Raw genomic sequence first — 24,183 nt, forward strand, 5'->3', positions numbered from 1 at the left:
ATGTTAAATATATATTGTTAAATTTGGGATTATTAAAATTGAAAAACGTTAAAAAAATGGAAAACAAACAAAGTAGTTCAGGTCTAAAGGCAGTTATTGCTGTATTGGCAGTTTTATTAGTTGGGAGTTTAGTTTATATTTTTAAAATATCTTCGGATACCGAAAAAGTACAAACCGTATTGACTACTACCGAAACAGAAAAGGAGTCAGTAATGAAAGATTTAGAACAATTAAAAGCAACTTATGACGCTGCAATTGCCGAAAATACTTCAATGTCTGACGAATTAATTCAGGAAAGAGACAAGGTAGTAAACCTGATGGCCGAAGTAAAAAAATCTAAAGGAGATGTTTCTACTTTTAAAAACCAGATTAATCTTTTACAAAATAAAATGAAAGCCATGATGGCTGAAAATGAAGGATTAAAAAACCAGAATAAAGTCTTAAAAACGCAGCGTGATAGTACAGCAGTGATTTTGACAGAATCTAAAAAGTACAACGAAGCGCTTGTAGGTCAAAATGATGAATTAGCTAAAGTAGTTGAAAAAGGAGCTAAACTAACCGTTTTAAACATCCAGAGTTCAGCTTATAAAGTAAGAAGTTCAGGTAAAGAAATTGAAACGGAAAAAGCAAGACGTACTAATATGCTAAAAATCAGCTTTACTATTGCCGGTAACCAAATCGCGCAATCAGGTGATAAAACTTATTATGTACAGGTTATTGACAGTAAAAACAATGTTTTAGGCGAAAAGAAAAACATTAGTTTTGATGGTAAAGATTTGACGTATAGTTTTACAAGTACTGTAAAATATGAAAATAAAACGGTTCAGGTTTCAGAAAATTTACCTGGAAAAGATTTTGCTCCGGGTACTTATTATGTAAATATATTTGATAAGGGAGATCTGGTTTCTAAATCAAGTTTTACTTTGAAATAATCCATTATAATTATACTGAAAGAGGCATTTCAAACGAAATGCCTCTTTTTTTTTGTTTTTATCTAAGGGTATAAAAATTATTTTTCTTCTCTTTCGTCTTCAGCTGCATCATCTGATTCTTTTCCTGAAATGCTTTTTTATTTTGTACTCAACTTTATTTATAGCATTATTTTCTTGGCTTGCATCCTATAAAATAATGAACCAGATTGATATTAATGTTATATAATTTTAATTTTATTTTTAATAAAAAGTTGGAATTCAATTAATTAACTTTTATTAAAGAAAGGTTTAACATCGTCTCTTTTCGATGGTCATGTGAAATAACTAATTTTAAGCAAATCAAATTAATAACATTTTTAAAATTTAGAATTATGAAAAAGAATATAGCCATATTAGCCACAAACGGTTTTGAAGAATCAGAATTATCATCGCCTAAAGCTCATCTTGAAGATCAGGGATGGAATGCAGATATCATCAGTTTAAAATCAGGAACTATCAAAGCATGGAAAGACGGTAATTGGAGTAACGAATATCAGGTTGATGTAGTATTAGATCAGGCAAATGAAACAGATTACGATGCTTTGGTTCTTCCGGGAGGAGTTATAAATCCTGATTTATTAAGAAGAGAAGAGGCTGCAGTAAATTTTGTACGTGCTTTTTTTAAAAGTAAAAAACCAGTAGCGGCTATTTGTCATGGTCCTCAGATTCTGGTTGATGCTGATGTGTTAGAAGGTCGAAAAGTAACTTCGTTTTTCTCTGTTAAAAACGATTTGAAAAATGCCGGAGCACAATGGGAAGACTCAGAAGTAGTTGTAGACAATGGATTGGTGACCAGCCGAAATCCTAATGATTTGCCCGCTTTTAATAAAAAAATGGTGGAAGAAATTAAAGAAGGAAAACACGAACGTCAGACAGTGTAATAAGATATTTTTAATTATATCATCAAGTTATAAAAAATGCAAGATCAATTTTTGGTCTTGCATTATCCATTATAAATATACTGAAAGAGGCATTTCAATCGAAATGCCTCTTTTTTGTTTTTATCTAAGACGGTAAAATATTATTCTTCTTCACCATCATTTTCTAAAGAATCGCCTTCAATTTCTTGTTCCGATTCAAATTCGAAAAAACTAAAAATAGAACCTCCGTAACTTTTCTGAAAAGAAAAATTAGCCAAATGATTTAACTTAGTGTATTTAGAGTGTTCGATAATCATCATTCCTTCTTCATTCAGAATGTTTTTTTCGAAAACCAATAAGACCACTTTTTCAAAAGTAGCCTGATCTAATCCATAAGGCGGATCAGCAAAAACGATATCAAACGAAGCATTGCATTTTTCCAGAAATTTAAAAACATCACTTTTAGTAGCTGCAATTGGAAAATCAAATTCGGCAGCCGTTTGTTTGATAAATTTTACACAACCAAAATCACCGTCTACTGAAGTAATAGGCGAACTTCCGCGAGAGGCAAATTCGTAGCTTATGTTTCCCGTTCCGGCAAACAAGTCCAACACTTTTAGACCATCAAAACTAAAATGATTGTTTAAAACATTAAATAACGCTTCTTTAGACATATCGGTGGTAGGACGAACAGGTAAACCTTTTGGCGGGCTGATGCGTCTTCCTTTGTATTTTCCTGAAATAATTCTCATGAGTTGAAAAGTATAAAATGATTTCTGTTTTCGGCCTCAGAAAAATAATTGTTCCATCGTAAATCTTCCACATCAATCAGGGAAACATTGCGAATGTATTTATAAGCTATTTTGTAAAATGGACTCTCGGCAGTGATGTTTCCAATTAATTCTAAAGGGAAATTTTCAGGATTCATATGGAGTTGCTCAGCAGTGAAAAGCAAGTAATAGATAAAATCTTCGGGAGTTTGGTATTCGAAAGAATTGAACAACAACAACTTTTGGTTTTGAATTACTACAATTTCAAAATGAGCGGAGTTAAAATGAACCATCATTTTTTTAGTGTCCACATTTTTAGAAGCATCTAATAATTTAGTGACTAAAATACTGTTAGCATGTTTGTAATCGAAAGAGCCAAATTTATCTATAAAAAAGTTATTCATATTCACATACGGAATATAAACGGCATTGATTTCGTAATTACTGATTTCGTCAAAAGCAAAAAAATCAGTTTCAAAAACCTTGGTGTTATATTGTAAATAACTGCCTAAATAATTTTCATCAAAAAGGGGAGCCGGAACAAAAGTAGATAGTGTGTTGTTGTGTATAACAAGCACATCATCGTATTTTTCATTGAGCTCAGGATGTTCTTCAAACGCATTGGCAAACAAATCTTCAATTTTTAAATTCTTTTCGAAAGGATCAAAATGAATTTCTTTGAAGGAAGAAACAGTATTGTTAAGCGTGTCAAAACAGCAAAAAGAAAGTCCGCTCAGCGAAACCTGAATGGAGAGTTTTTTATATTTCTTTTCGGTAATGTCCATTAATGAAGATTTTTTCTGAATGGCAAACTTACAAATTTTAATGCCAACAGCAATAATTCAAGTTGAAAGTTTTAACGCAAAGAAGCACTAAGGAAAGACAAAGATTCGCTAAGTTTTTTATAACCACAAATTACACAAATTGTCCCATATTTGAAAAATTTACATGAACTTACTCTTTATACTTTGACAAAGCATCTCAAAAAGCTTATATGACTTATATGTTTAAAAACTTATCTGTGAAAATCTGTTAAATCTGCGTGCCAGAGTAAAGTTTTAACGCAAAGAAGCACTAAGGAAAGATAAAGATTCGCTAAGTTTTTTATAACCACAAATTACACAAATTACACAAATGGAGCACAAATTCTAAAAACTTATATGAGCTTTGTTCTTTATATTTTCAGAAAGCATTTCAAAAAAGCTTATATGACTTATATGTTTAAAAACATATCTGCGAAAATCTGTTAAATCTGCGTGCTAAAAAAACTATCTTTGAACTTAAAATTCTAGTACATGATTTCCTCCCAGTTTTACAGTCTTTTAAAAAAGAAATTTCCGTTTTCACCCACTTACAATCAGGATGTTTTTTTTCAGAAGATTGCGATCTTTTTGACAGAAAACACTAATGACAGTATTTTTGTGCTTAAAGGATATGCCGGGACAGGAAAGACTACGGTGATTTCTACCATTGTCAACAACCTTTTAGAAATAAATAAAAAGTATGTTTTACTGGCACCCACTGGTCGTGCGGCTAAGGTAATTGCAAACTATTCAGAGAAACCTGCTTTTACCATTCATAAGAAAATTTATTTTCCAAAGAAAAATTCGGGTGGCGGAGTAACGTTTACATTACAGCAAAACAAACATAAAAACACCATTTTTATAGTCGATGAAGCCTCGATGATTTCAGATGTGGATTCTGATTCAAAAATGTATGCCAATGGCTCCTTACTTGACGATTTGATTTCGTATGTCTATTCAGGAACCAATTGTAAAATGATTCTGCTGGGCGATACTGCTCAGTTGCCACCGGTAAATTTAGATATCAGTCCGGCGTTGGATATCCGTACTTTAAGTATGAATTACAATAAAGAAGTGGATTCTATCGAGCTTGATGAGGTGATGCGTCAGGAGGAAAGTTCCGGAATTTTGCATAATGCCACTGAACTCAGGGAATTATTGAAAGATTCTTTTATTACTGATTTTCAGTTTAATGTCAGGAAGTTTAAGGATATCGTTCGGTTAATTGACGGTTATGATATTCAGGATGCTATTAATTCAGCTTACAGTAATTATAGTATTGAAGACACGGCTTTTATTGTTCGTTCGAATAAAAGAGCCAATCAGTACAATGAGCAAATCAGGACAAAAATTCTGGATAAAGAAAGCGAACTTTCCACCGGTGATTTCCTGATGGTAGTAAAGAACAATTACTTTTGGCTAAAAGATTCCGATGAAGCCGGTTTTATTGCAAATGGTGATATTATTGAAATTCTGGAAATTTTCAGTATCAAAGAACTTTACGGATTTAAGTTTGCCAATGTTAAAATCAGAATGGTGGATTATCCTAACCAGAAACCATTTGAAACCGTTTTATTATTAGATACCATAAAAAGTGAATCTCCATCATTAACATACGAAGAATCAAACCGATTGTACCAGGAAGTTTTAAAAGATTATGAAGGCGAAACCAAATTTAAGCAGTTTCAAAAGGTAAAAGCCAACGAATATTTTAACGGACTTCAGGTGAAATTTTCCTACGCTATCACTTGTCATAAATCACAAGGAGGGCAGTGGAATACGGTTTTTATAGAACAGCCGTATTTACCCAACGGAATTGACAGGGATTACATCCGCTGGTTGTATACCGCAATGACACGTGCCAAAAATAAACTGTATTTGATAAATTTTAAAGACGAAAGTTTTGAGGAATAAAAAAGAGGCTTGTATTTAGCCTCTTTTGATGTTTTTTTTAAATTATTTATTAAAAATATCTAAAACCCAATTGTAAAAACTGTTTTTCCATAATGCAACGGAGTGTCCTTCGTTATAAGCTAATCCAAATCCATGATCACCTTTGGAGTAAATATGTAATTCAGATTTATCCACTTCAGCCACAACAGCCGAAAGAAAAGGCAGTGCTCTTTTTAAAGTCCATTTTTTATCATCTCTGGCTATAGCCATAAAAAATGGAGGTAAAGTACTCTTGTCTTTAATACTTTCCAAGGATTTTATCTTATCTCCAGCATAAATTAAACCTACAAAAGCTGGTTTCCAAGCCGTTTTTTCGCTAGCTGTTTTAAAAGTCAACCATTCCGCTATAAATCCACCTGCTGAAAAACCAAGTACACCTATTTTGTCTTTGTCAAATTTTAATTTATCGGATAATCCCATCATAGTCGTAATACTTACATTTACATCCTTTTTAAGTGCTTCAAAATACACTGTTTCCATCGGGATTTTAAATTTTCCTTTTTCATCTTTTGTATTAGTTCGGTATTTTACAACCATACAAGTGATTCCTTGTTGGGAAAGCCAAAGTGCCAAATCGGTTCCTTCTTTATCTACCCAATTGGTAGTAAAACCACCACCAGGAAAAATAATTGTTGCTAGGTGTTTGTTATTTGATTCAGCAGCAGGGAACAACATATAAGTAGGTTCGGAAATATTGTGAAAAACACGATTTTTATTTGATAATGATCCCGGTTTTACAATAGAATCTGCAAAAGTTTCTTTTTGTTCGTGTGTAATTGGATTGTCTTTTATACCGTTTGGAAAAAGTGGGATTTCTGCTGGAATCTGTTGTGCTAAAACTAAAAGGTTTTGTAAAAGAAATAAAAAGAACAGAGAGAGTTTGATTTTGTTCATGGTTGGTTGGTTTTGTTTGATTTACATTGTTTTATACAATTTGAAATCAAATATATAAAAATATTCTTCCAAAAAGTAAATACTTTTATTTGAGTTAAATAGTTGTAATTATGACTGTAGGATATTTGAGAAATGAGTTTTAGTATTCTAGAAATACAGTTTCCTTGCTGAGTTTTTTTCGAAAGGAATTACTACGAAATATTCCAATTGCCATTGTTGTGTTTTTTGAGCTTGTTTGCTTGTTGTTTTATCCCAAGGCGGATAAACACGAATAGCACGTTTGCCTTCTTTCAAATCAGTTGAAAAAATACCTTTTTCAATAAAGATTGTTTTTGGAAACACAAATTGCCCAAAATGATTTTCGGTTTCGGTGTTGATAATCACTAAGTCGAAAATGTCTTCAATTGCAAAAGGAGCGATTGGACCTTTGGGGATTCTTTTCCATAAGGTAACGAATTGTCCTGTTTTTGTGGGAGTGATCTTAGCGGTTCTAAAAAGTGCTTTTTTCTCATTGAGCAATAGTTGACAAGCATTATAATCGGCACTTTCCTTTTCTAAATAAACACTTTTGATTTCTAAATCTAATTTGTTAAAAACGAGTTTGTTGGTTTCGTGTAAAAAATCAGGAATAGAAATCATAGAGTGGTTTTGTTTGATTAGATTTTAAAGAATATTGTCAACTTTGTCAAAGATTTGAAATCATATTGATCGTTCCTACGGAACTTCATATTGGATTTTGATATTTTTTTCAAACGGATTAAAATCCGTTCCTACACAATGTTTCGTTCCTACGGAACTAGCCAAACTCGTTTCACCTTCAAAGAGCCGTAGGCTCGGTTGATTTTGTAGCGATGGATTTTAATCCATCTACATAATACGAAATCATAATAAAGAGCCATAGGCTCGATCCATAAATCTTCAAAATTTTAAACCAATTCTTTCTTCAAAAACTTAGCAGTATAGCTTTTTTTAACTTTGGCTACTTCTTCAGGAGTTCCTTTAGCCACTACTGTTCCGCCGCCTTTTCCACCTTCGGGACCAATGTCGATGATGTAATCAGCAAGTTTGATAACATCCATATTGTGTTCGATAATCAAAATGGTATTGCCTTTATCGACTAATTTATTGATGACTTCCATTAATACCCTGATGTCTTCAAAATGCAATCCTGTAGTAGGCTCATCTAATATATAAAAAGTATTTCCGGTATCTTTTTTAGACAATTCTCCCGCCAGTTTGATACGTTGTGCTTCACCGCCGGAAAGAGTAGTACTTTGCTGTCCCAGTGTAATGTAACCCAAACCAACATCCTGAATGGTTTTTACTTTGCGGTAAATTTTAGGAATATTTTCGAAAAAAGGAACCGCTTCATCAACCGTCATGTCTAAAACATCCGAAATAGATTTTCCTTTATACCGAATTTCCAGTGTTTCACGGTTAAAACGTTTTCCCTGACAGCTCTCGCATTCTACATACACATCCGGAAGAAAGTTCATTTCTATCGTACGTACACCGGAACCCTGACAGGTTTCGCAACGTCCGCCTTTAACATTAAAACTAAAACGACCCGCTTTGTAACCCCGAATCATACTCTCAGACGTCATGGTAAACAAGTTTCTGATTTCCGAAAAAACATCGGTGTAGGTTGCCGGATTAGAACGAGGTGTTCTCCCTATCGGACTTTGGTCTATATCAATTACTTTGTCAATATGTTCTAAACCTTCAATTTTTTTATAAGGCTGCGGTTTTTTTACACCGTTAAAATAATAAGCATTTAAAATAGGGTAGAGTGTTTCATTAATCAAAGTCGATTTACCGCTTCCGGAAACTCCCGTAACGCAAATCATTTTCCCTAAAGGCAACTCAATAGTAACATTTTTTAAATTATTTCCCGTTGCACCACTTAGTTTTAGAAATTTTCCATTTCCTTCCCTGCGTTTTTCAGGGATATCAAATTTCATTTTTCCATTTAAGTACTGTGCCGTTATGGTATTGGATTTCAATGTTTCGGCCGGAGTGCCTTTACTGATGATTTCGCCACCAAATTTTCCTGCTTTTGGTCCAATATCAATGACATAATCGGCACGTTCAATCATGTCTTTGTCATGTTCAACCACGATTACCGAGTTCCCTATATCACGTAGTTGTTCTAAGGAATGAATTAGTTTTTCATTGTCTCTTTGATGGAGTCCAATGCTGGGTTCATCTAAAATATAAAGCACTCCTACGAGTTGGGACCCAATTTGTGTCGCTAATCGAATGCGTTGTGCTTCTCCTCCGGAAAGAGATTTTGAACTTCGGCTTAAAGCCAGATAATCCAAACCTACATTCATCAAAAAGTCTAATCGGTCTTTGATTTCTTTAACCACTTCCGAAGCTATTCGTCTTTGTTTATCAGATAAATGCGAGTCTAATTCCTGAAACCATCTGGTTAAATCAGAAATATCCATTGCACATAATTCAGCAATATTTTTTTCGTCAATTTTAAAAAAAAGTGCTTCCTTTTTTAAACGGGAACCTTCACAAACAGGACATTTTACTTCATCCATAAAATCTTTTGCCCAACGTTTAATGGTTGTAGAACCACTTTCATCATGCTGATTTTTTATAAAATGGGCAATTCCTTCAAAATCTATTTTGTAATCTCTGGCAACTCCTAAATCCTTAGAATTGATAGTGAATTTTTCTTTTCCACCATTGAGAATCATTTCCATTGCTTCTTCAGAAATACTTTCAATGGGATCCGTAATTTTGAAATTATATTTTTGTCCAATAATTTCCAACTGCTTAAAAATCCAGGACGATTTGTATTCGCCCAAAGGCACAAAACCACCTGCTTTTATAGATAATTTAGGGTTCGGAATTATTTTTTTAACGTTGATTTGATTTACTGTTCCTAATCCGTTGCAATGTTCACAGGCTCCTTTTGGAGAGTTAAAAGAGAATAAATTAGGTTCCGGATTCTGATAGGATATTCCTGTTGACGGACACATTAAATTACGGCTAAAATAGCGTACTTCATTAGTATCCTGATCCAGAATCATTAATACATTTTCACCATGATGCATGGCAGTATTAATGCTTTCGCTCAGGCGTTTTTCGTTATCCGGTGTTGGTTCAACAACCATTCTGTCTACTACAATTTCGATATCATGGGTTTTATATCGATCCAGTTTCATTCCCGGAGTGATATCGAGAATGTCACCATTCACACGAACTTTTAAAAATCCCTGTTTGGCAATTTGTTGAAATAATTCACCATAATGTCCTTTTCTCGCTCTGATAACCGGAGCCAGAATGTTGATGCGCTTGCTCGTGAAATCGGCAATAATCAAATCTTTAATTTGCTCGTCAGAATAGGAAACCATTTTTTCGCCGGTATTGTAACTGTAAGCGTCAGCGCCACGGGCATACAGCAATCGCAGGAAATCGTAAATTTCAGTGATAGTGCCCACGGTTGAACGCGGACTTTTAGATGTTGTTTTTTGTTCTATCGCAATAACAGGAGACAATCCATCTATTTTATCCACATCAGGACGTTCAAGACCACCTAAAAATTGTCTGGCATACGCAGAGAAAGTTTCTACATAACGGCGTTGTCCTTCGGCATAAATAGTGTCGAATGCTAAAGATGATTTTCCGGAACCCGAAAGTCCTGTTATGACAACTAATTGCTCACGGGGTATGGAAATGTCAATATTTTTAAGATTGTGTACTCTGGCACCTAAAACTTCAATAGTATTGTCTTTATCTAACATAATTTTTTGCTGGTTGCTTCTTTCATCGCAATGACAGCAAAGTTACTATTTTGATTTATTTTTTCTGTAGAACACTATCGAAGATTTTGTTAAAAAGGACTTTAACTGCTTAATTTTTTGCTAATTATTTATTAACGCTGATGTTGTTATTTTTTAAAATTTCAAAAAATTTATCTTCTTTACCTTCTTTTTTTAAATTGGCATAAATTCTTTGGATTAGTGTACCTGCATCAGTTCGATAAGGGGATTTCATTTCAGTATAAATGTTATACGCTTTGCATAAATTATCCAATCCGTTTTCCTGATCGTTCAGATTAAAAGCATAAACATTGCCAATGCCATAATAAATTTCAGGATTTTTAGAATCCAGTTCAGCTAATTTTTTATAAGCTTCAATGGCTTTATAAAACTCTTTTTTATATTGGTAAGCCACTGCAATATTTTGTAATGGCATTGCTCCTTCAGGATCTATTGTTAATGATTTTTGATACGCAATAATAGCATTGTCTATGTCATTTAATTTACGATAAGATAATCCCATATTGTCATAAGCAAATGCAAATTCAGGATCTAAAGCGATTGCTTCCTTGTAATATTCTATTGCTTCTTTGTCATTTTCTTTTCTTGAAGCAGCAATTCCAAGATGATAGGCTTTCATCGCTTTTTCATTTTTAGAAATTGACTTTTCATTTAAAACATCATTTGTTGCCAGAGTTTCTTTTAAGGCACCACAATTTGCCATCAGGTATTTTTCAATAGTACTGTAGTTTTCTTTATACTCCGCAGAATTTTTATCCGTATTTAAATTAAAATTAAGTTGCTTATTTTTATCATTGCCGGATAAATCTATATTTTTCAGACTTAAACCAATTTGATAGGCTCCTACAGTATTATCTATGCATCTGCTGATTTTAGATGCGATAATTTTTGTTCTCACATCTTTGGTGGGAATTGAATCGATACAAAGACAGGCTTCATTTGATAATTCTTTTAATAATTCTTCTGAATTGAGTGTTGCGTTTTTATCTTGTGAATACATAAAAGAACAGCAGCAAAGAAATAAACTGAGTATAGGTTTTTTCATCATAAAAGGATTAGAAATCAAATCTAATATTTTTTTCAATGCTAAGATAATTTGTAGTATAAATTTTTAAAATTGCTATAAAAAAAACGCCAACTGTCAAGTTAGCGTTTGTTTGATTATTCACAATTGGTATTATTCTATTGTCATCGATCTCAATTTACTTCTATACGCTTCAAGCGCTGCTGATTTAGAGATAAATCCAAAGTATTTTTCGTCCTTGACTACAGGTAAATAAGTGGCTTTTGTTTTTTCGAACTTATTCATTACTGTTTCCATACTGTTAAAAGGATAAACAACATCAAGAGGCTGGATCATAATATCCTTAACTAAGGTATATTTTACCCGGTATTTATTAAATATGATTTCTCTGATGTTATTAAAATTAACGATTCCCAATAAATGATTTTCGCTGTCAACAACTGCAAAATAGGTCTGATTGGAATGCGAAATCAAATCGACCAGTTTTTCTAAATTATCATTAGGAGACAGTGTTAAAAAATCAGTCTGGATGATTGTATTAGTATCTAATGTTGATAAAACATTATGGTCTTTATTGCTGGTAAAAGCGTGTCCCTTTTTGACTAATTCTTTGACATCCATAGAATGTTTTTCAAATTGTTTTGAAATTGCAAAACTAATTGATGCTACTATCATCAAGGGAAGCATGAGGCTGTAGCCTCCGGTTATTTCGGCAATTAAGAAAATAGCCGTTAGCGGAGCATGAAATAATCCGCTTAATATTCCGGCCATTCCTACCATTGTAAAATTACTAACAGGCAGGTTAGTTAATCCGGTAAGATTGATGAATTTTGAAAAAACAAAACCTACATAAGAGCCCACAAAAAGAGAAGGAGCAAAGTTACCTCCGTTTCCTCCGGATCCTAAAGTAATCGCGGTAGCAAAAACTTTCATCATCATAGTGGCAGCGACAAAAGCAAGTAAAACCCAGCTGTTGTCTTTAAAACTGCTAAAAAGAGTATTTTCTAATATTTCACCCGGATTACTTTCTGCAAGAACTTTGATACTTTCATATCCTTCTCCAAAAAGTGTTGGAAAAACAAAAATCATAACTGCTAAAATAGAAGCTCCTATGAATGCTTTCTTGTAAGGATTGATTTTTAAGCGATGAAAAAAGTGTTCTGTTTTTTGGAAATTTCGAGTAAAATAGATAGAAATAAATCCGGTTAAAATTCCCAGCATGATATAAAAAGGAATTTTATGATAATCAAATTCCTGTTGTTGTCTGAAATTCAACAAAACCGTTTCATCTAAAACAATCTCAGAAACTATAGCTCCCGTTGCTGCAGCAATCATAATAGGAGTAAAGGCAGAAATACTGACATCAACTAATAAAAATTCGATTGCAAATAAAACTCCTGCAATAGGAGCGTTAAAAGCAGCAGCGATACCGGCAGCAACTCCGCAGCCTATCAGGAGTGTACGATCTTTATAGCTTAATTTGTATTTTTGAGCATAATTAGAACCAAACGCAGCTCCTGTAACCACAATAGGACTTTCTAAACCTGCTGATCCTCCTAAACCTACCGTCAGGGAACTGGTCATAATGTGAGCATACATTTGTTTTTTTGGAATAATACTCGCTTTTTTAGCCACCGAATATAAAATTTGTGGTGTTCCTTTCTCAATGGAACCTCCTAAAAGTCGTTTTACAACTAAAACGGTTAGTAACAAACCCGCAATAGGTAAGATACTGTTAATAAAACTTAGTTTTAAAATTCCATTAATATAGGTGGCAAAGACATAAACCCAGTGTGCAAAAGTTTTTAACACAATTACAGCAAAAGCAGAAGAAATCCCTACTAATACACTCGATAGAAAGATAAATTGCTTTTCTGTTAAGATAGATTGTGCCCAATCAATGATAATTTCTAATTTAGAAAGATATTTTTTGAACATTTATGCTTTATTTTTTGAGAGAACAAATTTACTATTATTTTAAGGATGTTATAAGTTTTTTACCGCTTCTTTTTTACTTAAAGGTTTTAGATTGCTATTAGTCACAAAATCAATTACCTGATGAAGATTCGTTTTGGCATACTCGCGTAAAGACCAGCCTATGGCTTTTTGAATAAAAAATTCGGTTGAATTTTCATGTTGCAGGCAAATTGCTTTCAGTAAATCAAAGTCCGTTTTTTCTTTGAAACCCAATTGGAATAAAATAGCGCTTCGGTTGAGCCAAAGATTATCTGAATTTGAAAATTTTTCTATCGTATCTTCAACAGCATCCGGAAATTCCAGCAGGTATTGTCCTAAAATATATTTGGAAATAGTATCCACACTATCCCACCAGGAATTAGTTGTAAGCAGTTTTTCGATAAAATGAATGTCTGATTTTTTATAATTCCCTTTGCATTCCCTGATTACAATTTCTATAGCACAATAATGCAGTTCCCGCTGTTTTTGGGTATAAAGTGAGGTCGCTATATTTTGAACATCCTTTTTAATTTCATCTTTGTTGGCATTCCATATTTCTTTAAGAAGCAGTCTTCTGTTAGTCGTTTTTATTCCATAAAAGGCAAAATGATTTTTCATGTATTTGGCCATAGCCAGGCTGTTTTCTTTGTTTTCATGAGCCTGAAAAGAAGTTTCTAACTGATTTATAAAAGCCATTTTTTAAAGTGTTGTTAGTTTTTGCGAACAATAAGCTCGAAGTTCTTCAAAGAAAACAGTAAATTCCTGTTCAAAATCTGTATAATGCTTTTTAAGCTCTTCTGTGGCAAAACGCATATTGGATTGATTATTTGTCCGGCGATCCATTTGACTCAAAATTTGATGAATTCCTGCAACGGACTGATAACTTAAAAGCCAATTTTGTTTTTCCATATAAGGCAGCATTCCTTTTGTCTTTTCGCTAAGTAAATCATAATGCTTATGCAATGACTGATAAAAACGACTGATATATTCTTCAAGATTTTCATCAGAATACATTTTCCAGTTTTTTGCCAGAAAATGATCGTAAAATATGTCTACAATTACTCCCGCATAATGATGATAACGTTCATGTAGTTTTTTAGTACTTTCTCTAAAAACAGGATGTGCATCCGTAAAAGTATCGATGGCACGATGCAACAGAATTCCTTTTTGAATCTCATAAGAGAAATTTTCAAATTGTTTCCCGCGAATACCATCGGCCATAAAATTGCCAATTTTTATAAAATCATTATTTCCGGAAAGATAGATGTGTGCTAAGAAGTTCATTCGTCTAAAATATGAATTCTAAATGACTTTTATAAGCAGTCAATTATTATATTTGTGACCAATGTTAATTAAATAAACCAAAACAAAAAACAGAATGACATTAATAAAATCAATATCAGGGATTAGGGGGACTATTGGCGGTAAAGTAGGAGATAATCTTACTCCTGTTGATGCCGTGAAATTTGCATCCGCTTATGGAACCTGGTTAAAAAACAGTCAGACTACAGCTGCTCAGGAAACAAAATTAAAAGTAGTGGTAGGTCGTGATGCCCGTATTTCAGGACCTATGATTCATAATTTAGTGGTAAATACATTGATAGGTTTAGGAATTGATGTAATCGATTTAGGTTTGTCAACAACGCCTACGGTAGAAGTTGCTGTGCCGCTTGAGAAAGCTAATGGCGGAATTATTCTGACTGCTTCGCACAATCCTAAACAATGGAATGCTTTAAAATTACTGAATGACAAAGGAGAATTTCTAAACGGTGTTGAAGGTGAAAAAATCCTTCAGATTGCCGAAGCAGAAGCTTTTGATTTTTCTGATGTGGATAATTTGGGCGAAATTACCCAAAACGATGCTTATATGGACATTCATATTGATGAAGTATTGAATTTACCATTAGTAGATGTTGATGCGGTAAAAGCAGCCAAATTTAAAGTTGTTGTTGATGGCGTAAATTCTTCAGGAGGAATTATTATTCCTAAATTGTTAGAATTGATGGGGGTTGAAGTAGTAAAATTATACTGTGAACCTAACGGTCATTTTCCTCATAATCCGGAACCTTTGAAAGAACATTTGACAGATATTTGCGAACTAGTTGTAAAAGAAAAAGCGGATCTTGGGGTAGTAGTTGATCCTGATGTAGACCGTCTGGCTTTTATAAGTGATGATGGAGAAATGTTTGGTGAAGAATATACGCTGGTTGCCTGTGCGGATTATGTGTTGAGTAAAACACCCGGAAATACCGTTTCTAACATGTCTTCTTCCCGTGCTTTGCGCGATGTGACCAATGCACATAATGGAAGTTATGAAGCAAGCGCGGTAGGAGAGGTGAATGTTGTAGAATTGATGAAAAAAAATAATGCCATTATAGGTGGTGAAGGAAACGGCGGAATCATCTATCCTGAATCCCATTATGGACGTGACAGTCTGGTGGGAGTGGCGTTGTTTTTAACACATTTAGCAAACAAAAAAATCAGTGTGGCAGCTTTGCGTGCTTCTTATCCGGAGTATTATATGAGCAAAAACAAAATTGAATTAACACCACAAATTGATGTTGATGCGATATTAGTTGCTATGACTGAAAAATATAAAAATGAAGATATTACCACCATCGATGGTGTCAAAATTGACTTTGCTAACGAATGGGTGCATTTAAGAAAATCAAATACGGAACCTATTATTCGTATTTATACAGAAGCACCATCACAGGCACAGGCAGATGCTTTAGCGTTGCGTATTATTGACGAAATTAAAGCAGTAGCAGGAATTTAATTTTTCGAAATTTTTTCAAAAGAAAGAACCCTTTCAGAATTTGACTTCTGAAAGGGTTTATTATTTAATCCCATTTATTTGTGGATGAAACCGCTAAATTTCCGCCTCCGGTAAAGAATAAAGTAAGTGCACCAGCGATGTACAATCCTAATAATTCCACTTGCCAGCCTCCATTTTCATTAAGTAAAAATAGTTCTTTACTATGAACTAAAAATAACGCAAATAACGCTCCTAAAACAAATATTAAAGCTGATAACCTGGTTCTGAATCCAATAAGAATTAATATTGGCGCTATAATTTCAGTAAGGTATACCCCATAAGAAAGTAAAGACGGCAGCCCTTTTTGAACCAGCATATCTCCAATGAAAGAGGTGTGTCCAATTTTAGCAATTCCGTGTAATAACATCAATCCTCCTGTAGCAATACGTAGAATCAACAATCCTAAACTGGTATTTTTATTCATAAATTTAATTTTAAGGTTAATTAAAAAATTTGATGTAAAATCTTAATCCAAATATAGCTTATTTTTTACAAAAAAAAAGCACTATGCTAAAAGTTGACTCTGAAGCTGACATTTGGTGTAAAAGCTAAGGAATAATTATTGACTTCAATGGTTTTTCCGGAAGTAGCAGGATCCACTTTATAATAACGGTTAATGGTATTTTTCTGATTCGTAATATTGATAATTCCTGCCCGTAAACTGCCTTTTACAGTCGAAGTAAAATTAAACTGATAGCTTATCGAAGTGTCTAAACGGATGAAATCATCTAAATTAAGGCTGTTTGGAGCATCATAATTGACAAAAGTATTATTCCCATTTTGTATGGTTTCGTTTCCTTCAACAGGTTTTGTATAAGGAATTCCGTTATGCCAGATTCCTCCAACAGATACCGTTAAATTTTTTAGAACCGTATAATTAAATCCACAGCTAACGGAATGGCGAATGTCAACATTGCTAGGGAAAGTAGACGGAGTAAAACTTTCAAAATTATAATTATTATTGTTAAAAGTGTAGCTAATCCAGGTGCTGTATTGTGTGGTGGTTTTATTAATTAGAAATTCAATTCCTTTATTAGTATAGCTTCCAAAGGCTTTTTTGAATTGAAAATTATTATAAAAACCCTGATTAGAAGCTGTAATTCCATCCACAATTTTATAAAATCCTGTTAGCTCGATATTCCAGTTGTTGGTATTAAAATCAATGCCTGCTGAGAGTTGTTTACTTCTGGCAATAGGAATATCCTGATCGTTCACCAGTTGCCAGCGTCTTTTTTCAACTCCCAGAAAATCATCTTCAAAATCAATAATCTGGGTTGTGGTTTGGTTTTTAAATTCGCCTTCTACTTTTAGAGCCAGTTCCTTTGTGAATTTTTGTCTGAAATTGATTCGGGGTTCGAATACTAATTTGTCAAACTTTTGAAAATAATTCAAACGCATTCCCAATCTTAAATAGCTGTTTTTTTTATTGTATTCTATTTCCGAAAAAACAGCATGATTTAATAACACCTTCTTTTTAGTACTGGAATAAAAAGGAGCACTTACACGGGTTTGATTAAGCATTCCTGTTTCGTTAATCTGGTAACCGGCTAATAATTTTAAATTGGGATTAAAATCATAATATACATTTAGTTTTGTTCCCGTTTCAATAACTTCATTAGCTTCGGATAAAAGCTGGTCATCATTAACTCTGTAATCCTGTGCATCAATATTGTATCTGGAAAAATAGGAACTCATAAAACTACTTAATTTAGGATTCCATTGCGCTTTCCAGGTTCCGCCGTAGCCAATGTTCTTTTGCGAAAGCGAACTGGTTTTTGTAGTGTTTTGATTTTGATTTTCAGCATAATTTAACGCGTTATTAATCCCGATGAAATTAGCTCTGAATTGATGTTTGTCGTTCAGATCAAAAAGAATTTTAGCGGTATAATCATAAAATGAAAAATCAGAATCACTGTTTGTCGCCGAATTATCAGCATTTATTTCGCTGTCCTGAAAGCTCTTTTTATAATAATTGGTGTAAGTCGCAGTATTGATTCTGTCAATAATCGAGTGGCGTGCAGAAAGGTCAATTTCCAGATTTTTTGTCAGTGGAATTTCAACGAAAGCATCTCCGCTGATGAGATTAATTCCTCCTCCGCCAGAAATTTTGTCTTTAATCTCGTTGTTAGTACTCATTTTTATCATACTGGAAACACCATCACTGTATTCAGCACTGGTTCCATTTTTAGTAACCACTACTTTTTGGGTCAAATTAGGATTGTAGGCTGATATTAATCCAAAAAAATGTCCGGAATGATACATTTTAATATTATCCCAAAGCATTAAATTCTGATCGTTTGTTCCTCCCCGAACATTGATATTGGCAATACTTTCGTTGCTGCTTTCAATTCCGGGCAGTGTTTGTATGGATTGTAAAATATCGGGCTCGGTAAGTCCGGGAAGGATTCCGAATTTTTTGGTGTTCAACACCGTACTTCCATCGGTAGTTTTTTGTAAACCTGAAGTTAAAAACAGATTGATTAAAACAGGATTCAGTTCTTCTTTGCCTGATTTTAAATAGATTTCTTTGCATTTATTATGCTCTGAAAAGAATTCTTTTGCGTTAAAAGTTCTGGTTTCATAACCAATATACGAAATTGTAATTGTAGCATTAAGAGCCACATTCTGCAGGTTGAAAATTCCGTTTGTGGGTACAATAAACCATTTTGAATTGTTGTTAATCCGGACAGAAGCACCGGGAAGTGTTGTTTTAGAATCTTCGGCAAGCACCACTCCGCAAATGGAAAAAGATTTATTCAATACTGAAATCGTGACATAACGATTGTCTAATACTTTGAAATTTAAAAGGATTTTTGAATTTAAGTAATCAATTGTTTCCTGAAGATTTAGACTTTCAGCAGGTTTTTCAATACTAATATGGCTCACATCTTCAACGGCATAAGAAAACTTGATACTGAATCGCTGTTCAATAGTTTTGATAATATCCGTTAAAGAAGTTTTAGCTGTTTTTTGTTGTGCATAACTAAAACTTACCAGGAATAAAAAAAAGAAAAGTAACCATTTATTGTACTTCATATTTATAAAATATAACAGTTTTTCCTTTAATCTGATAACTCAGCTGTAGCGGAATAGTGATGGCTTCCAGAGCAATTTTTTGATTGTTGTGTGTAAAACTTCCGGTGAATAATTTAGAAGTATCAATATCTTTAGTTTCTACTTTTATATCGTATTGACGTTCTAATTCGGCGATAACCTGATTTAGAGGAATACGGGAAAAGCTGGATTCATTTTGTAACCAAGATGGATTTTGAGCGATAAAATCATCTGTTTTTTCAATTTGGTTATTGATAACTCTAAACGTTTTTCCCGGAGGGAGTTTTACGGTTTTATTTTTATAAGTAACACTCACTAATCCTTCAAAACAGCTTACTTCATAATAATTGCTGCGTTGTTTTACGTCAAAATGAGTTCCTAATACTTTTACAATTCCGTCAACTGTTTTTACACTAAAGGTTTTTCCTTTTTGCACTTTAAAATAAGCTTCTCCTTCCAGCGTTAAATCTCTTTGTTTGTTCCAGTCTTTTTCGCTGAAAGTAATTTTCGAAGAAGCGTTTAATAATACCTGAGAATGATCAGGAAGATAAAAACTTTTCGTTTGTGCAATTCCGGTTGTAAACGATTGAGTGGTATTATAAAATAAGAAATATGCGGCGGTTAATGCTACTATAAAAATTGCCGCAACCTTAAAGAAGTTGTTGTAATACAAGCTTCGGACTTTAGGTTCTTTTTTAGAAAGTTTACGGTTTTTTAAAGCAGCCAGAGCCTGTTGCGCATCTACTTTAGGAGTGGCAATATGTGTGGCGTAATGAGCAATCTTTTCGATAGTATCAAAATCTTCCGATTGTTTTAAATCTTCCGTTTCTTTATCAGAAAGTGTTCCCTCTAACCATTTTAATATTTCTTTTTCCTTTTTCATCAGTTCCTCATTATAAGGGTAAGACAACTTGCGATAGTTTTACCCTACTTTTCAGTGAATTATATATTTTCGATTTGTTCTTTTAAGATTTTTAACGCAGCAGACATTCTTTTTTCGACCGCTTTTTGTGTGATGCCTAATAAATCAGCAATTTCCCGATATTTTTTTCCATCAATTCGGTTCATTAAAAAAACTTCTCTCTGCGCTTCACTTAAAGACGCAATAGCATTTTGAAGTTTGATTTTAAATTCTTCTTCTTCTAAAATGTATTCCGGATTTTGATTGGTCTTATCCTGATAAGGTGTTTCTTTGGCGAAAGCCATAACAACTTTTTGATGTTTTATGGTATTGAGAAATAAATTATTTATGGTGGTAAATAGATACGTTTTGACTTTTAAGAAATCGATTTGAGAACAATTTTCCCAAATTTTAGCAAAAGCTTCCTGAACCAAATCTAAGGCCGCATCAGCATCGCCTGATTTATAATAAGCAAAATTGGTAGCCGACTGAACATTTTTTATATAAAATTCACTGAAATAAGATTCTTCGCAAAGCGTGTTTTTTTTCTCAGACATTCTGGTAGCAGGATTTGGTTTTTGGTTAGGGTAAAATTAAATTAAATTTTCTAAAATTACCGTATTTGTACAAAATGTGTTTTTTATTTGTATTTAAGTTGTTGATTCATAGTGTTTTTTAGTTTTTTTATTCTTTTTTTTAAATTTTCGGGTAGGGTAAATCAAAAACTTGTTGTCTTACTGCAAATGCGAATAAATCGACATTAATAACTATTTAGAAAATATTAAATTTGTAACATTATGAAAACATTAAAATGGATTACCGGAATTGCATTGATGAGTATTTTTAGTTTAACATCATGCCAAAGCGAAGTGGATGAGGTAGAGGGAGACAATCCTAACACTAATACCGCTAACTCTACAACTGCAACAAATTTAAAAAGAGTTGCTATGTTTGACGGATCATCAGATGATTTTATTGATGGTTCTTCCTGTTCAGCCCTTAAATTCCCTTTTATAGCTAAAGTAAACGGAGTGAGCCTTACTTTTATAAGTCAGTTAAGTTTTGAACAGGCCATTTCTATTTTAGGAGAATTAAATAATAATGACGATACAGTAGAAATTAAGTTTCCTGTAACGCTTAAAATGAGTGATTATACTGAAGTAACGGTTAACAGTCAGGCGGAATATGATGTCCTTGTAAATAATTGTGAAGAAGCAGAAAACGACGGTGAAGCTGCTATTTCATCTTTAGATATTAAATATCCTATTACCATATTAACTTATGATGCGAGTTTAGAGCAAACAGGAAGTGTGGTGATTACGTCTCAGGAACAAATGTATAATTACATGATTAACATAAGCAGCACCGAATATTTTTCAGTAAAATACCCAATTTCAGTAACACTTGCCGATGGTTCTTCGGAAGAGTTAAACAGTGATGCCGAGTTGAAAGCAAGTATTACTGCTGCTTTAAATATTGAATCGTCAATGGATGAAGCTGCTGAAGATAAAGAAGAATTAGAAGAAATATTAGTAAATGGTACTTTTAAAGTAAATTCATTTATCAATGCAGGAGCAAATTTGACCAGCACTTATCTTAGCTATACCATTGATTTTGCTAATGACTGGAAAATAAAATCAATGAATGCATTAAGTACTATTGCAACAGGAACGTATCAGGTAACTGCTGATACAGACTTGTATTTGCAATTTGGTTTTGCAGGTAGTACTGATTTTAGTTTATTTAATAATACCTGGAAAGTGATCAGTTTTACAGATACTACAATTACGCTGGAAAGTAAAACAAACAGTGCTGTTAAGTTAATATTGAAAAAATAGTAATTGTTATTTGTTGGCTTTTACAATTTATAATTTATTTAAAATTGTATTTTTGAAAACGAGTTTTAAAACCCTTATTAAATGAAGAAAATATTTGTTGCTATTAGCTTAATTTTTTTAGTAGCAACTTCCTGCTCTAAAGATTCAGAAAATGGATTAGAAGGAGTTGTAAAAGCCAACAATAAAAAGACATTAGGCACTTCGGCACATGATTTATTATCAGAAGATAAATTTGATAGTATGTTAATTGAAGTGGTTTATGTAGAAGGTTTTGAACCTTCGGCTGCAGCAATAAATAATTTTGTGGCTTTTTTGAATAAAAGAGTTTATAAAACAGCCGGAATTAATGTAGTAAAAAGAGCGATTCCTTCTCCGGGGAATGAAACGTATACCAACGCTCAGATTGTTGCCATAGAAGATGCTAACAGACAGCATTATAATACCGGAAGCGAAATTGCAGTCTGGGCATTTTTTGCCGATGGGAAATCAGCAACTGATACTAGTACGGCTGTGGTTTTAGGTACGGCTTATAGAAATACTTCGTTTGTAATTTATGAAAATACAGTTCGAAAATTAAGTAATTCGCCTTTTAAGCCCAGTACAACAGTATTAGAAACGACAGTAATTAACCATGAATTCGGACATATTTTAGGTTTAACCAATGCAGGAACTGCACTTCAGTCAGACCATGAAGATCCGGATCATAAGAGGCATTGTAAGGTGTCCAGTTGTTTAATGTATTGGGAGTCAGAATCAGGGAATGTTCTGGGAGGCATGGTACCTGAATTAGATTCACAATGTATTGCTGATCTTCGTGCCAATGGAGGAAAATAGAATTGTAATTTATATAAAAAAGGGAATTAAAAGCTTAAAACGCTGTTTAATTCCCTTTTTTTAATGATGGTGTTTCCATCTTTTATGTGTCCAGAAATAATATTCAGGAGCTTCATATATTTGTTTTTCTACTTCTTTAATATAACGGTGAATGATTTCATAATTAGGTAGTGATTTTGGATCATCCGTAATAGGAATCAAGGTCATTTCATAATAGCCTCTTTTTACTTTTTTTACTTTGGCAAAAAGAACATTCAGATTGTATTTTTTCGATAATAATTCAGGACCAATATGAACTGGAGTTTCAATCCCCATAAAGCTTTCCCAATGTGCAATCTGAACTCTTTTTGGCGATTGGTCACTGGCAAGTCCGTAGACTGACAAAATCCCTTTTCGGTTATTGTTAGCCATTAGCGGAATGGTTTTATCGGTAGAAACTAATTCGGTTTTATATTTGGAACGAATGTCGCGGGTTAATTTATCAAAATAAGGATTGGCTATTTTTTTATAAACCGCAATTCCCTGATAAGATAATTGAATATTGAAAGAAAGCAACCATTCCCAGCTGGCATAATGAGAAGCTAAAAGCATGATACTTTTTCCTTTTGCCTCATATTCTTTGATTAATTCAATGTTGGTTATCTTGAATCTTTTGCTCATTTCTTCGGCTGACATCGTCATGGTTTTTGCCATTTCCATAAACATATCGCAAAAATGCCTGTAGAATTTTTTTTCGATAACTAAGTGTTCTTTAGCAGTAAGATGAGGTAACGTTATTTTTAAATTTTCTCTGACGGTTTTTTTTCGATAGCCAATGATATAATAAACCACAAAATACATAAGGTCAGAAATCCAGTAAAATATTCGAAAAGGTAAAATCGATATGAACCAAAGCAGGGGATAAGCGACTATAAAAATTAAAAATTGCATGCAGGATTTTTTAGCAAATATAAGTCAAAAAATGAATAACCTAATAAATAGGGATACTTACTGATTGCTTCTGGCGGAATTCTTATCTTTACCATTCACAATAAAAAACATTTATGAATACTTTTTTGATTGCTTTAATTGTTGCCAATGTACTTTTTAGTTACAAAGGTTTTAATGATTATTCTTTTTTTAGAAAATACGAATTTCATATAGGAAGTATTCTTTCCGGGGAGAAAATCAGAATGTTGACTTCGGCATTTTTACATGCTGATATCGGGCATCTGGCTTTCAATATGATTACGCTTTACTTTTTTGCTCCGGTAGTAATTGCTTATTTTGGTAGTTTGTATTTTTTGATTATTTATTTTTCGAGTTTGCTTTTTGGAAGTTTGCTCACCCTGGTTTTACATAAAAACGATTATAATTACAGGGCTATTGGAGCTTCGGGAGCGGTAACCGGAATTTTGTATTCGGCTATTTTATTGCAGCCGGATATGATGTTGGGAATCTTTTTTATTATTCCAATGCCTGCTTATGTATTTGGAATTTTATATTTAATGTATTCCATTTACGGAATGCGGGCTAAAAATGACAATATAGGACATACCGCACACTTTGGCGGAGCCATAGGAGGCTATTTAATTACATTATTATTTTATCCCGGTTTGATCTGGCTACAGCCGCTGATGGTCACATTGTTAACGATTCCTATCGTGCTTCTTTTTATTTTAATAAAACTGAAGAAGATTTAATGGCACACATTTTGAATATTATCTGAAA

The 24,183-nt window shown here is 33.3% G+C and carries 21 protein-coding genes; 7 read left to right on the forward strand and 14 right to left on the reverse strand.

Annotated elements, in window-relative coordinates; genetic code table 11:
* Nucleotides 1–56 precede the first annotated feature (56 nt).
* Nucleotides 57–932, forward strand: coding sequence for a hypothetical protein (locus BUB89_RS11640; RefSeq protein WP_073245396.1), 876 nt, complete (start codon nt 57–59; stop codon nt 930–932).
* Between the two features lie 371 nt (nt 933–1,303).
* A complete protein-coding gene (locus BUB89_RS11645; protein WP_073245254.1) occupies nt 1,304–1,852 on the forward strand; it encodes a type 1 glutamine amidotransferase domain-containing protein in 549 nt (182 codons plus the stop codon).
* 140 nt (nt 1,853–1,992) lie between these two features.
* Here BUB89_RS11645 and BUB89_RS11650 read toward each other — a convergent pair whose 3' ends face one another.
* Together BUB89_RS11650 and BUB89_RS11655 are read right to left on the reverse strand one after the other, a co-directional pair.
* Nucleotides 1,993–2,583, reverse strand: coding sequence for an RsmD family RNA methyltransferase (locus tag BUB89_RS11650; RefSeq protein ID WP_073245256.1), 591 nt, complete (start codon nt 2,581–2,583; stop codon nt 1,993–1,995).
* Complete coding sequence (locus BUB89_RS11655) at nt 2,580–3,386, reverse strand: DUF3822 family protein (protein WP_073245258.1); 807 nt, start codon at nt 3,384–3,386, stop codon at nt 2,580–2,582. The genes BUB89_RS11650 and BUB89_RS11655 overlap by 4 nt, the downstream gene beginning before the upstream one ends.
* A gap of 510 nt (nt 3,387–3,896) precedes the next feature.
* Here BUB89_RS11655 and BUB89_RS11660 point away from each other — a divergent pair.
* Nucleotides 3,897–5,318, forward strand: coding sequence for an ATP-dependent DNA helicase (locus BUB89_RS11660; protein WP_073245260.1), 1,422 nt, complete (start codon nt 3,897–3,899; stop codon nt 5,316–5,318).
* Nucleotides 5,319–5,360: 42 nt separating this feature from the next.
* Here BUB89_RS11660 and BUB89_RS11665 read toward each other — a convergent pair whose 3' ends face one another.
* From BUB89_RS11665 to BUB89_RS11695, 7 genes are all read right to left on the reverse strand, one after another.
* Nucleotides 5,361–6,251, reverse strand: coding sequence for an alpha/beta hydrolase (locus tag BUB89_RS11665; protein WP_073245262.1), 891 nt, complete (start codon nt 6,249–6,251; stop codon nt 5,361–5,363).
* 147 nt (nt 6,252–6,398) lie between these two features.
* On the reverse strand, nt 6,399–6,890 hold the full coding sequence (locus BUB89_RS11670) for a MepB family protein (protein WP_073245264.1): 492 nt from the start codon (nt 6,888–6,890) through the stop codon (nt 6,399–6,401).
* A 287-nt stretch (nt 6,891–7,177) separates the two neighbouring features.
* Nucleotides 7,178–10,009 (reverse strand): excinuclease ABC subunit UvrA, encoded by a 2,832-nt coding sequence (gene uvrA / locus BUB89_RS11675; protein WP_073245266.1) that lies wholly within the window; start codon nt 10,007–10,009, stop codon nt 7,178–7,180.
* A 124-nt stretch (nt 10,010–10,133) separates the two neighbouring features.
* A complete protein-coding gene (locus tag BUB89_RS11680; RefSeq protein WP_083552720.1) occupies nt 10,134–11,132 on the reverse strand; it encodes a tetratricopeptide repeat protein in 999 nt (332 codons plus the stop codon).
* A gap of 93 nt (nt 11,133–11,225) precedes the next feature.
* Nucleotides 11,226–13,010, reverse strand: coding sequence for a chloride channel protein (locus tag BUB89_RS11685; RefSeq protein WP_073245269.1), 1,785 nt, complete (start codon nt 13,008–13,010; stop codon nt 11,226–11,228).
* A gap of 48 nt (nt 13,011–13,058) precedes the next feature.
* The gene (locus BUB89_RS11690) at nt 13,059–13,724 is read right to left on the reverse strand and encodes a DNA alkylation repair protein (RefSeq protein WP_073245271.1); all 666 of its coding nucleotides are present in this window, start codon (nt 13,722–13,724) and stop codon (nt 13,059–13,061) included.
* Between the two features lie 3 nt (nt 13,725–13,727).
* Nucleotides 13,728–14,312: an acyl carrier protein phosphodiesterase gene (locus tag BUB89_RS11695; RefSeq protein ID WP_073245273.1), complete on the reverse strand. Its 585-nt coding sequence runs from the start codon at nt 14,310–14,312 to the stop codon at nt 13,728–13,730.
* Nucleotides 14,313–14,406: 94 nt separating this feature from the next.
* On the opposite strand from BUB89_RS11695, the gene glmM reads away from it, so the two are divergent.
* Nucleotides 14,407–15,807: a phosphoglucosamine mutase gene (gene glmM / locus BUB89_RS11700; protein ID WP_073245274.1), complete on the forward strand. Its 1,401-nt coding sequence runs from the start codon at nt 14,407–14,409 to the stop codon at nt 15,805–15,807.
* 64 nt (nt 15,808–15,871) lie between these two features.
* On the opposite strand, the gene BUB89_RS11705 is transcribed toward glmM, so the two are convergent.
* The 4 genes from BUB89_RS11705 to BUB89_RS11720 form a co-directional block, all read right to left on the reverse strand.
* Entirely contained in the window at nt 15,872–16,270 is a 399-nt protein-coding gene (locus BUB89_RS11705) for a DoxX family protein (protein WP_073245276.1), read from the reverse strand.
* An 86-nt stretch (nt 16,271–16,356) separates the two neighbouring features.
* Nucleotides 16,357–18,882: a TonB-dependent receptor gene (locus BUB89_RS11710; protein ID WP_073245278.1), complete on the reverse strand. Its 2,526-nt coding sequence runs from the start codon at nt 18,880–18,882 to the stop codon at nt 16,357–16,359.
* Complete coding sequence (locus BUB89_RS11715) at nt 18,869–19,783, reverse strand: FecR family protein (RefSeq protein WP_073245280.1); 915 nt, start codon at nt 19,781–19,783, stop codon at nt 18,869–18,871. The genes BUB89_RS11710 and BUB89_RS11715 overlap by 14 nt, the downstream gene beginning before the upstream one ends.
* Before the next feature lie 59 nt (nt 19,784–19,842).
* On the reverse strand, nt 19,843–20,358 hold the full coding sequence (locus BUB89_RS11720) for an RNA polymerase sigma factor (protein WP_073245281.1): 516 nt from the start codon (nt 20,356–20,358) through the stop codon (nt 19,843–19,845).
* Between the two features lie 240 nt (nt 20,359–20,598).
* On the opposite strand from BUB89_RS11720, the gene BUB89_RS11725 reads away from it, so the two are divergent.
* Nucleotides 20,599–21,639 carry a hypothetical protein gene (locus tag BUB89_RS11725; protein ID WP_073245283.1) on the forward strand — a complete coding sequence of 347 codons (1,041 nt, stop codon included), beginning with the start codon at nt 20,599–20,601 and terminating at the stop codon, nt 21,637–21,639.
* An 81-nt stretch (nt 21,640–21,720) separates the two neighbouring features.
* A complete protein-coding gene (locus BUB89_RS11730) occupies nt 21,721–22,473 on the forward strand; it encodes a membrane metalloprotease (protein WP_073245284.1) in 753 nt (250 codons plus the stop codon).
* Between the two features lie 60 nt (nt 22,474–22,533).
* On the opposite strand, the gene BUB89_RS11735 is transcribed toward BUB89_RS11730, so the two are convergent.
* Nucleotides 22,534–23,403 carry a lysophospholipid acyltransferase family protein gene (locus BUB89_RS11735; RefSeq protein ID WP_073245286.1) on the reverse strand — a complete coding sequence of 290 codons (870 nt, stop codon included), beginning with the start codon at nt 23,401–23,403 and terminating at the stop codon, nt 22,534–22,536.
* 113 nt (nt 23,404–23,516) lie between these two features.
* Between BUB89_RS11735 and BUB89_RS11740 the strand changes: the two genes are divergently transcribed.
* Complete coding sequence (locus BUB89_RS11740; RefSeq protein ID WP_073245288.1) at nt 23,517–24,155, forward strand: rhomboid family intramembrane serine protease; 639 nt, start codon at nt 23,517–23,519, stop codon at nt 24,153–24,155.
* Nucleotides 24,156–24,183 lie beyond the last annotated feature (28 nt).

Source organism: Flavobacterium flevense, assembly GCF_900142775.1.
GTDB lineage: Bacteria > Bacteroidota > Bacteroidia > Flavobacteriales > Flavobacteriaceae > Flavobacterium > Flavobacterium flevense.

Coding starts and splice junctions, on each gene's coding strand:
- BUB89_RS11645 (WP_073245254.1), top strand. CDS start 1,304: ATGAAAAAGAATATAGCCATATTAGCCACAAACGGTTTTGAAGAATCA.
- BUB89_RS11735 (WP_073245286.1), bottom strand. CDS start 23,403: ATGCAATTTTTAATTTTTATAGTCGCTTATCCCCTGCTTTGGTTCATA.
- BUB89_RS11715 (WP_073245280.1), bottom strand. CDS start 19,783: ATGAAAAAGGAAAAAGAAATATTAAAATGGTTAGAGGGAACACTTTCT.
- BUB89_RS11640 (WP_073245396.1), top strand. CDS start 57: ATGGAAAACAAACAAAGTAGTTCAGGTCTAAAGGCAGTTATTGCTGTA.
- BUB89_RS11710 (WP_073245278.1), bottom strand. CDS start 18,882: ATGAAGTACAATAAATGGTTACTTTTCTTTTTTTTATTCCTGGTAAGT.
- BUB89_RS11650 (WP_073245256.1), bottom strand. CDS start 2,583: ATGAGAATTATTTCAGGAAAATACAAAGGAAGACGCATCAGCCCGCCA.
- BUB89_RS11685 (WP_073245269.1), bottom strand. CDS start 13,010: ATGTTCAAAAAATATCTTTCTAAATTAGAAATTATCATTGATTGGGCA.
- BUB89_RS11655 (WP_073245258.1), bottom strand. CDS start 3,386: ATGGACATTACCGAAAAGAAATATAAAAAACTCTCCATTCAGGTTTCG.
- BUB89_RS11665 (WP_073245262.1), bottom strand. CDS start 6,251: ATGAACAAAATCAAACTCTCTCTGTTCTTTTTATTTCTTTTACAAAAC.
- BUB89_RS11725 (WP_073245283.1), top strand. CDS start 20,599: ATGAAAACATTAAAATGGATTACCGGAATTGCATTGATGAGTATTTTT.
- BUB89_RS11720 (WP_073245281.1), bottom strand. CDS start 20,358: ATGTCTGAGAAAAAAAACACGCTTTGCGAAGAATCTTATTTCAGTGAA.
- uvrA (WP_073245266.1), bottom strand. CDS start 10,009: ATGTTAGATAAAGACAATACTATTGAAGTTTTAGGTGCCAGAGTACAC.
- BUB89_RS11730 (WP_073245284.1), top strand. CDS start 21,721: ATGAAGAAAATATTTGTTGCTATTAGCTTAATTTTTTTAGTAGCAACT.
- BUB89_RS11690 (WP_073245271.1), bottom strand. CDS start 13,724: ATGGCTTTTATAAATCAGTTAGAAACTTCTTTTCAGGCTCATGAAAAC.
- BUB89_RS11670 (WP_073245264.1), bottom strand. CDS start 6,890: ATGATTTCTATTCCTGATTTTTTACACGAAACCAACAAACTCGTTTTT.
- BUB89_RS11740 (WP_073245288.1), top strand. CDS start 23,517: ATGAATACTTTTTTGATTGCTTTAATTGTTGCCAATGTACTTTTTAGT.
- BUB89_RS11660 (WP_073245260.1), top strand. CDS start 3,897: ATGATTTCCTCCCAGTTTTACAGTCTTTTAAAAAAGAAATTTCCGTTT.
- glmM (WP_073245274.1), top strand. CDS start 14,407: ATGACATTAATAAAATCAATATCAGGGATTAGGGGGACTATTGGCGGT.
- BUB89_RS11695 (WP_073245273.1), bottom strand. CDS start 14,312: ATGAACTTCTTAGCACACATCTATCTTTCCGGAAATAATGATTTTATA.
- BUB89_RS11705 (WP_073245276.1), bottom strand. CDS start 16,270: ATGAATAAAAATACCAGTTTAGGATTGTTGATTCTACGTATTGCTACA.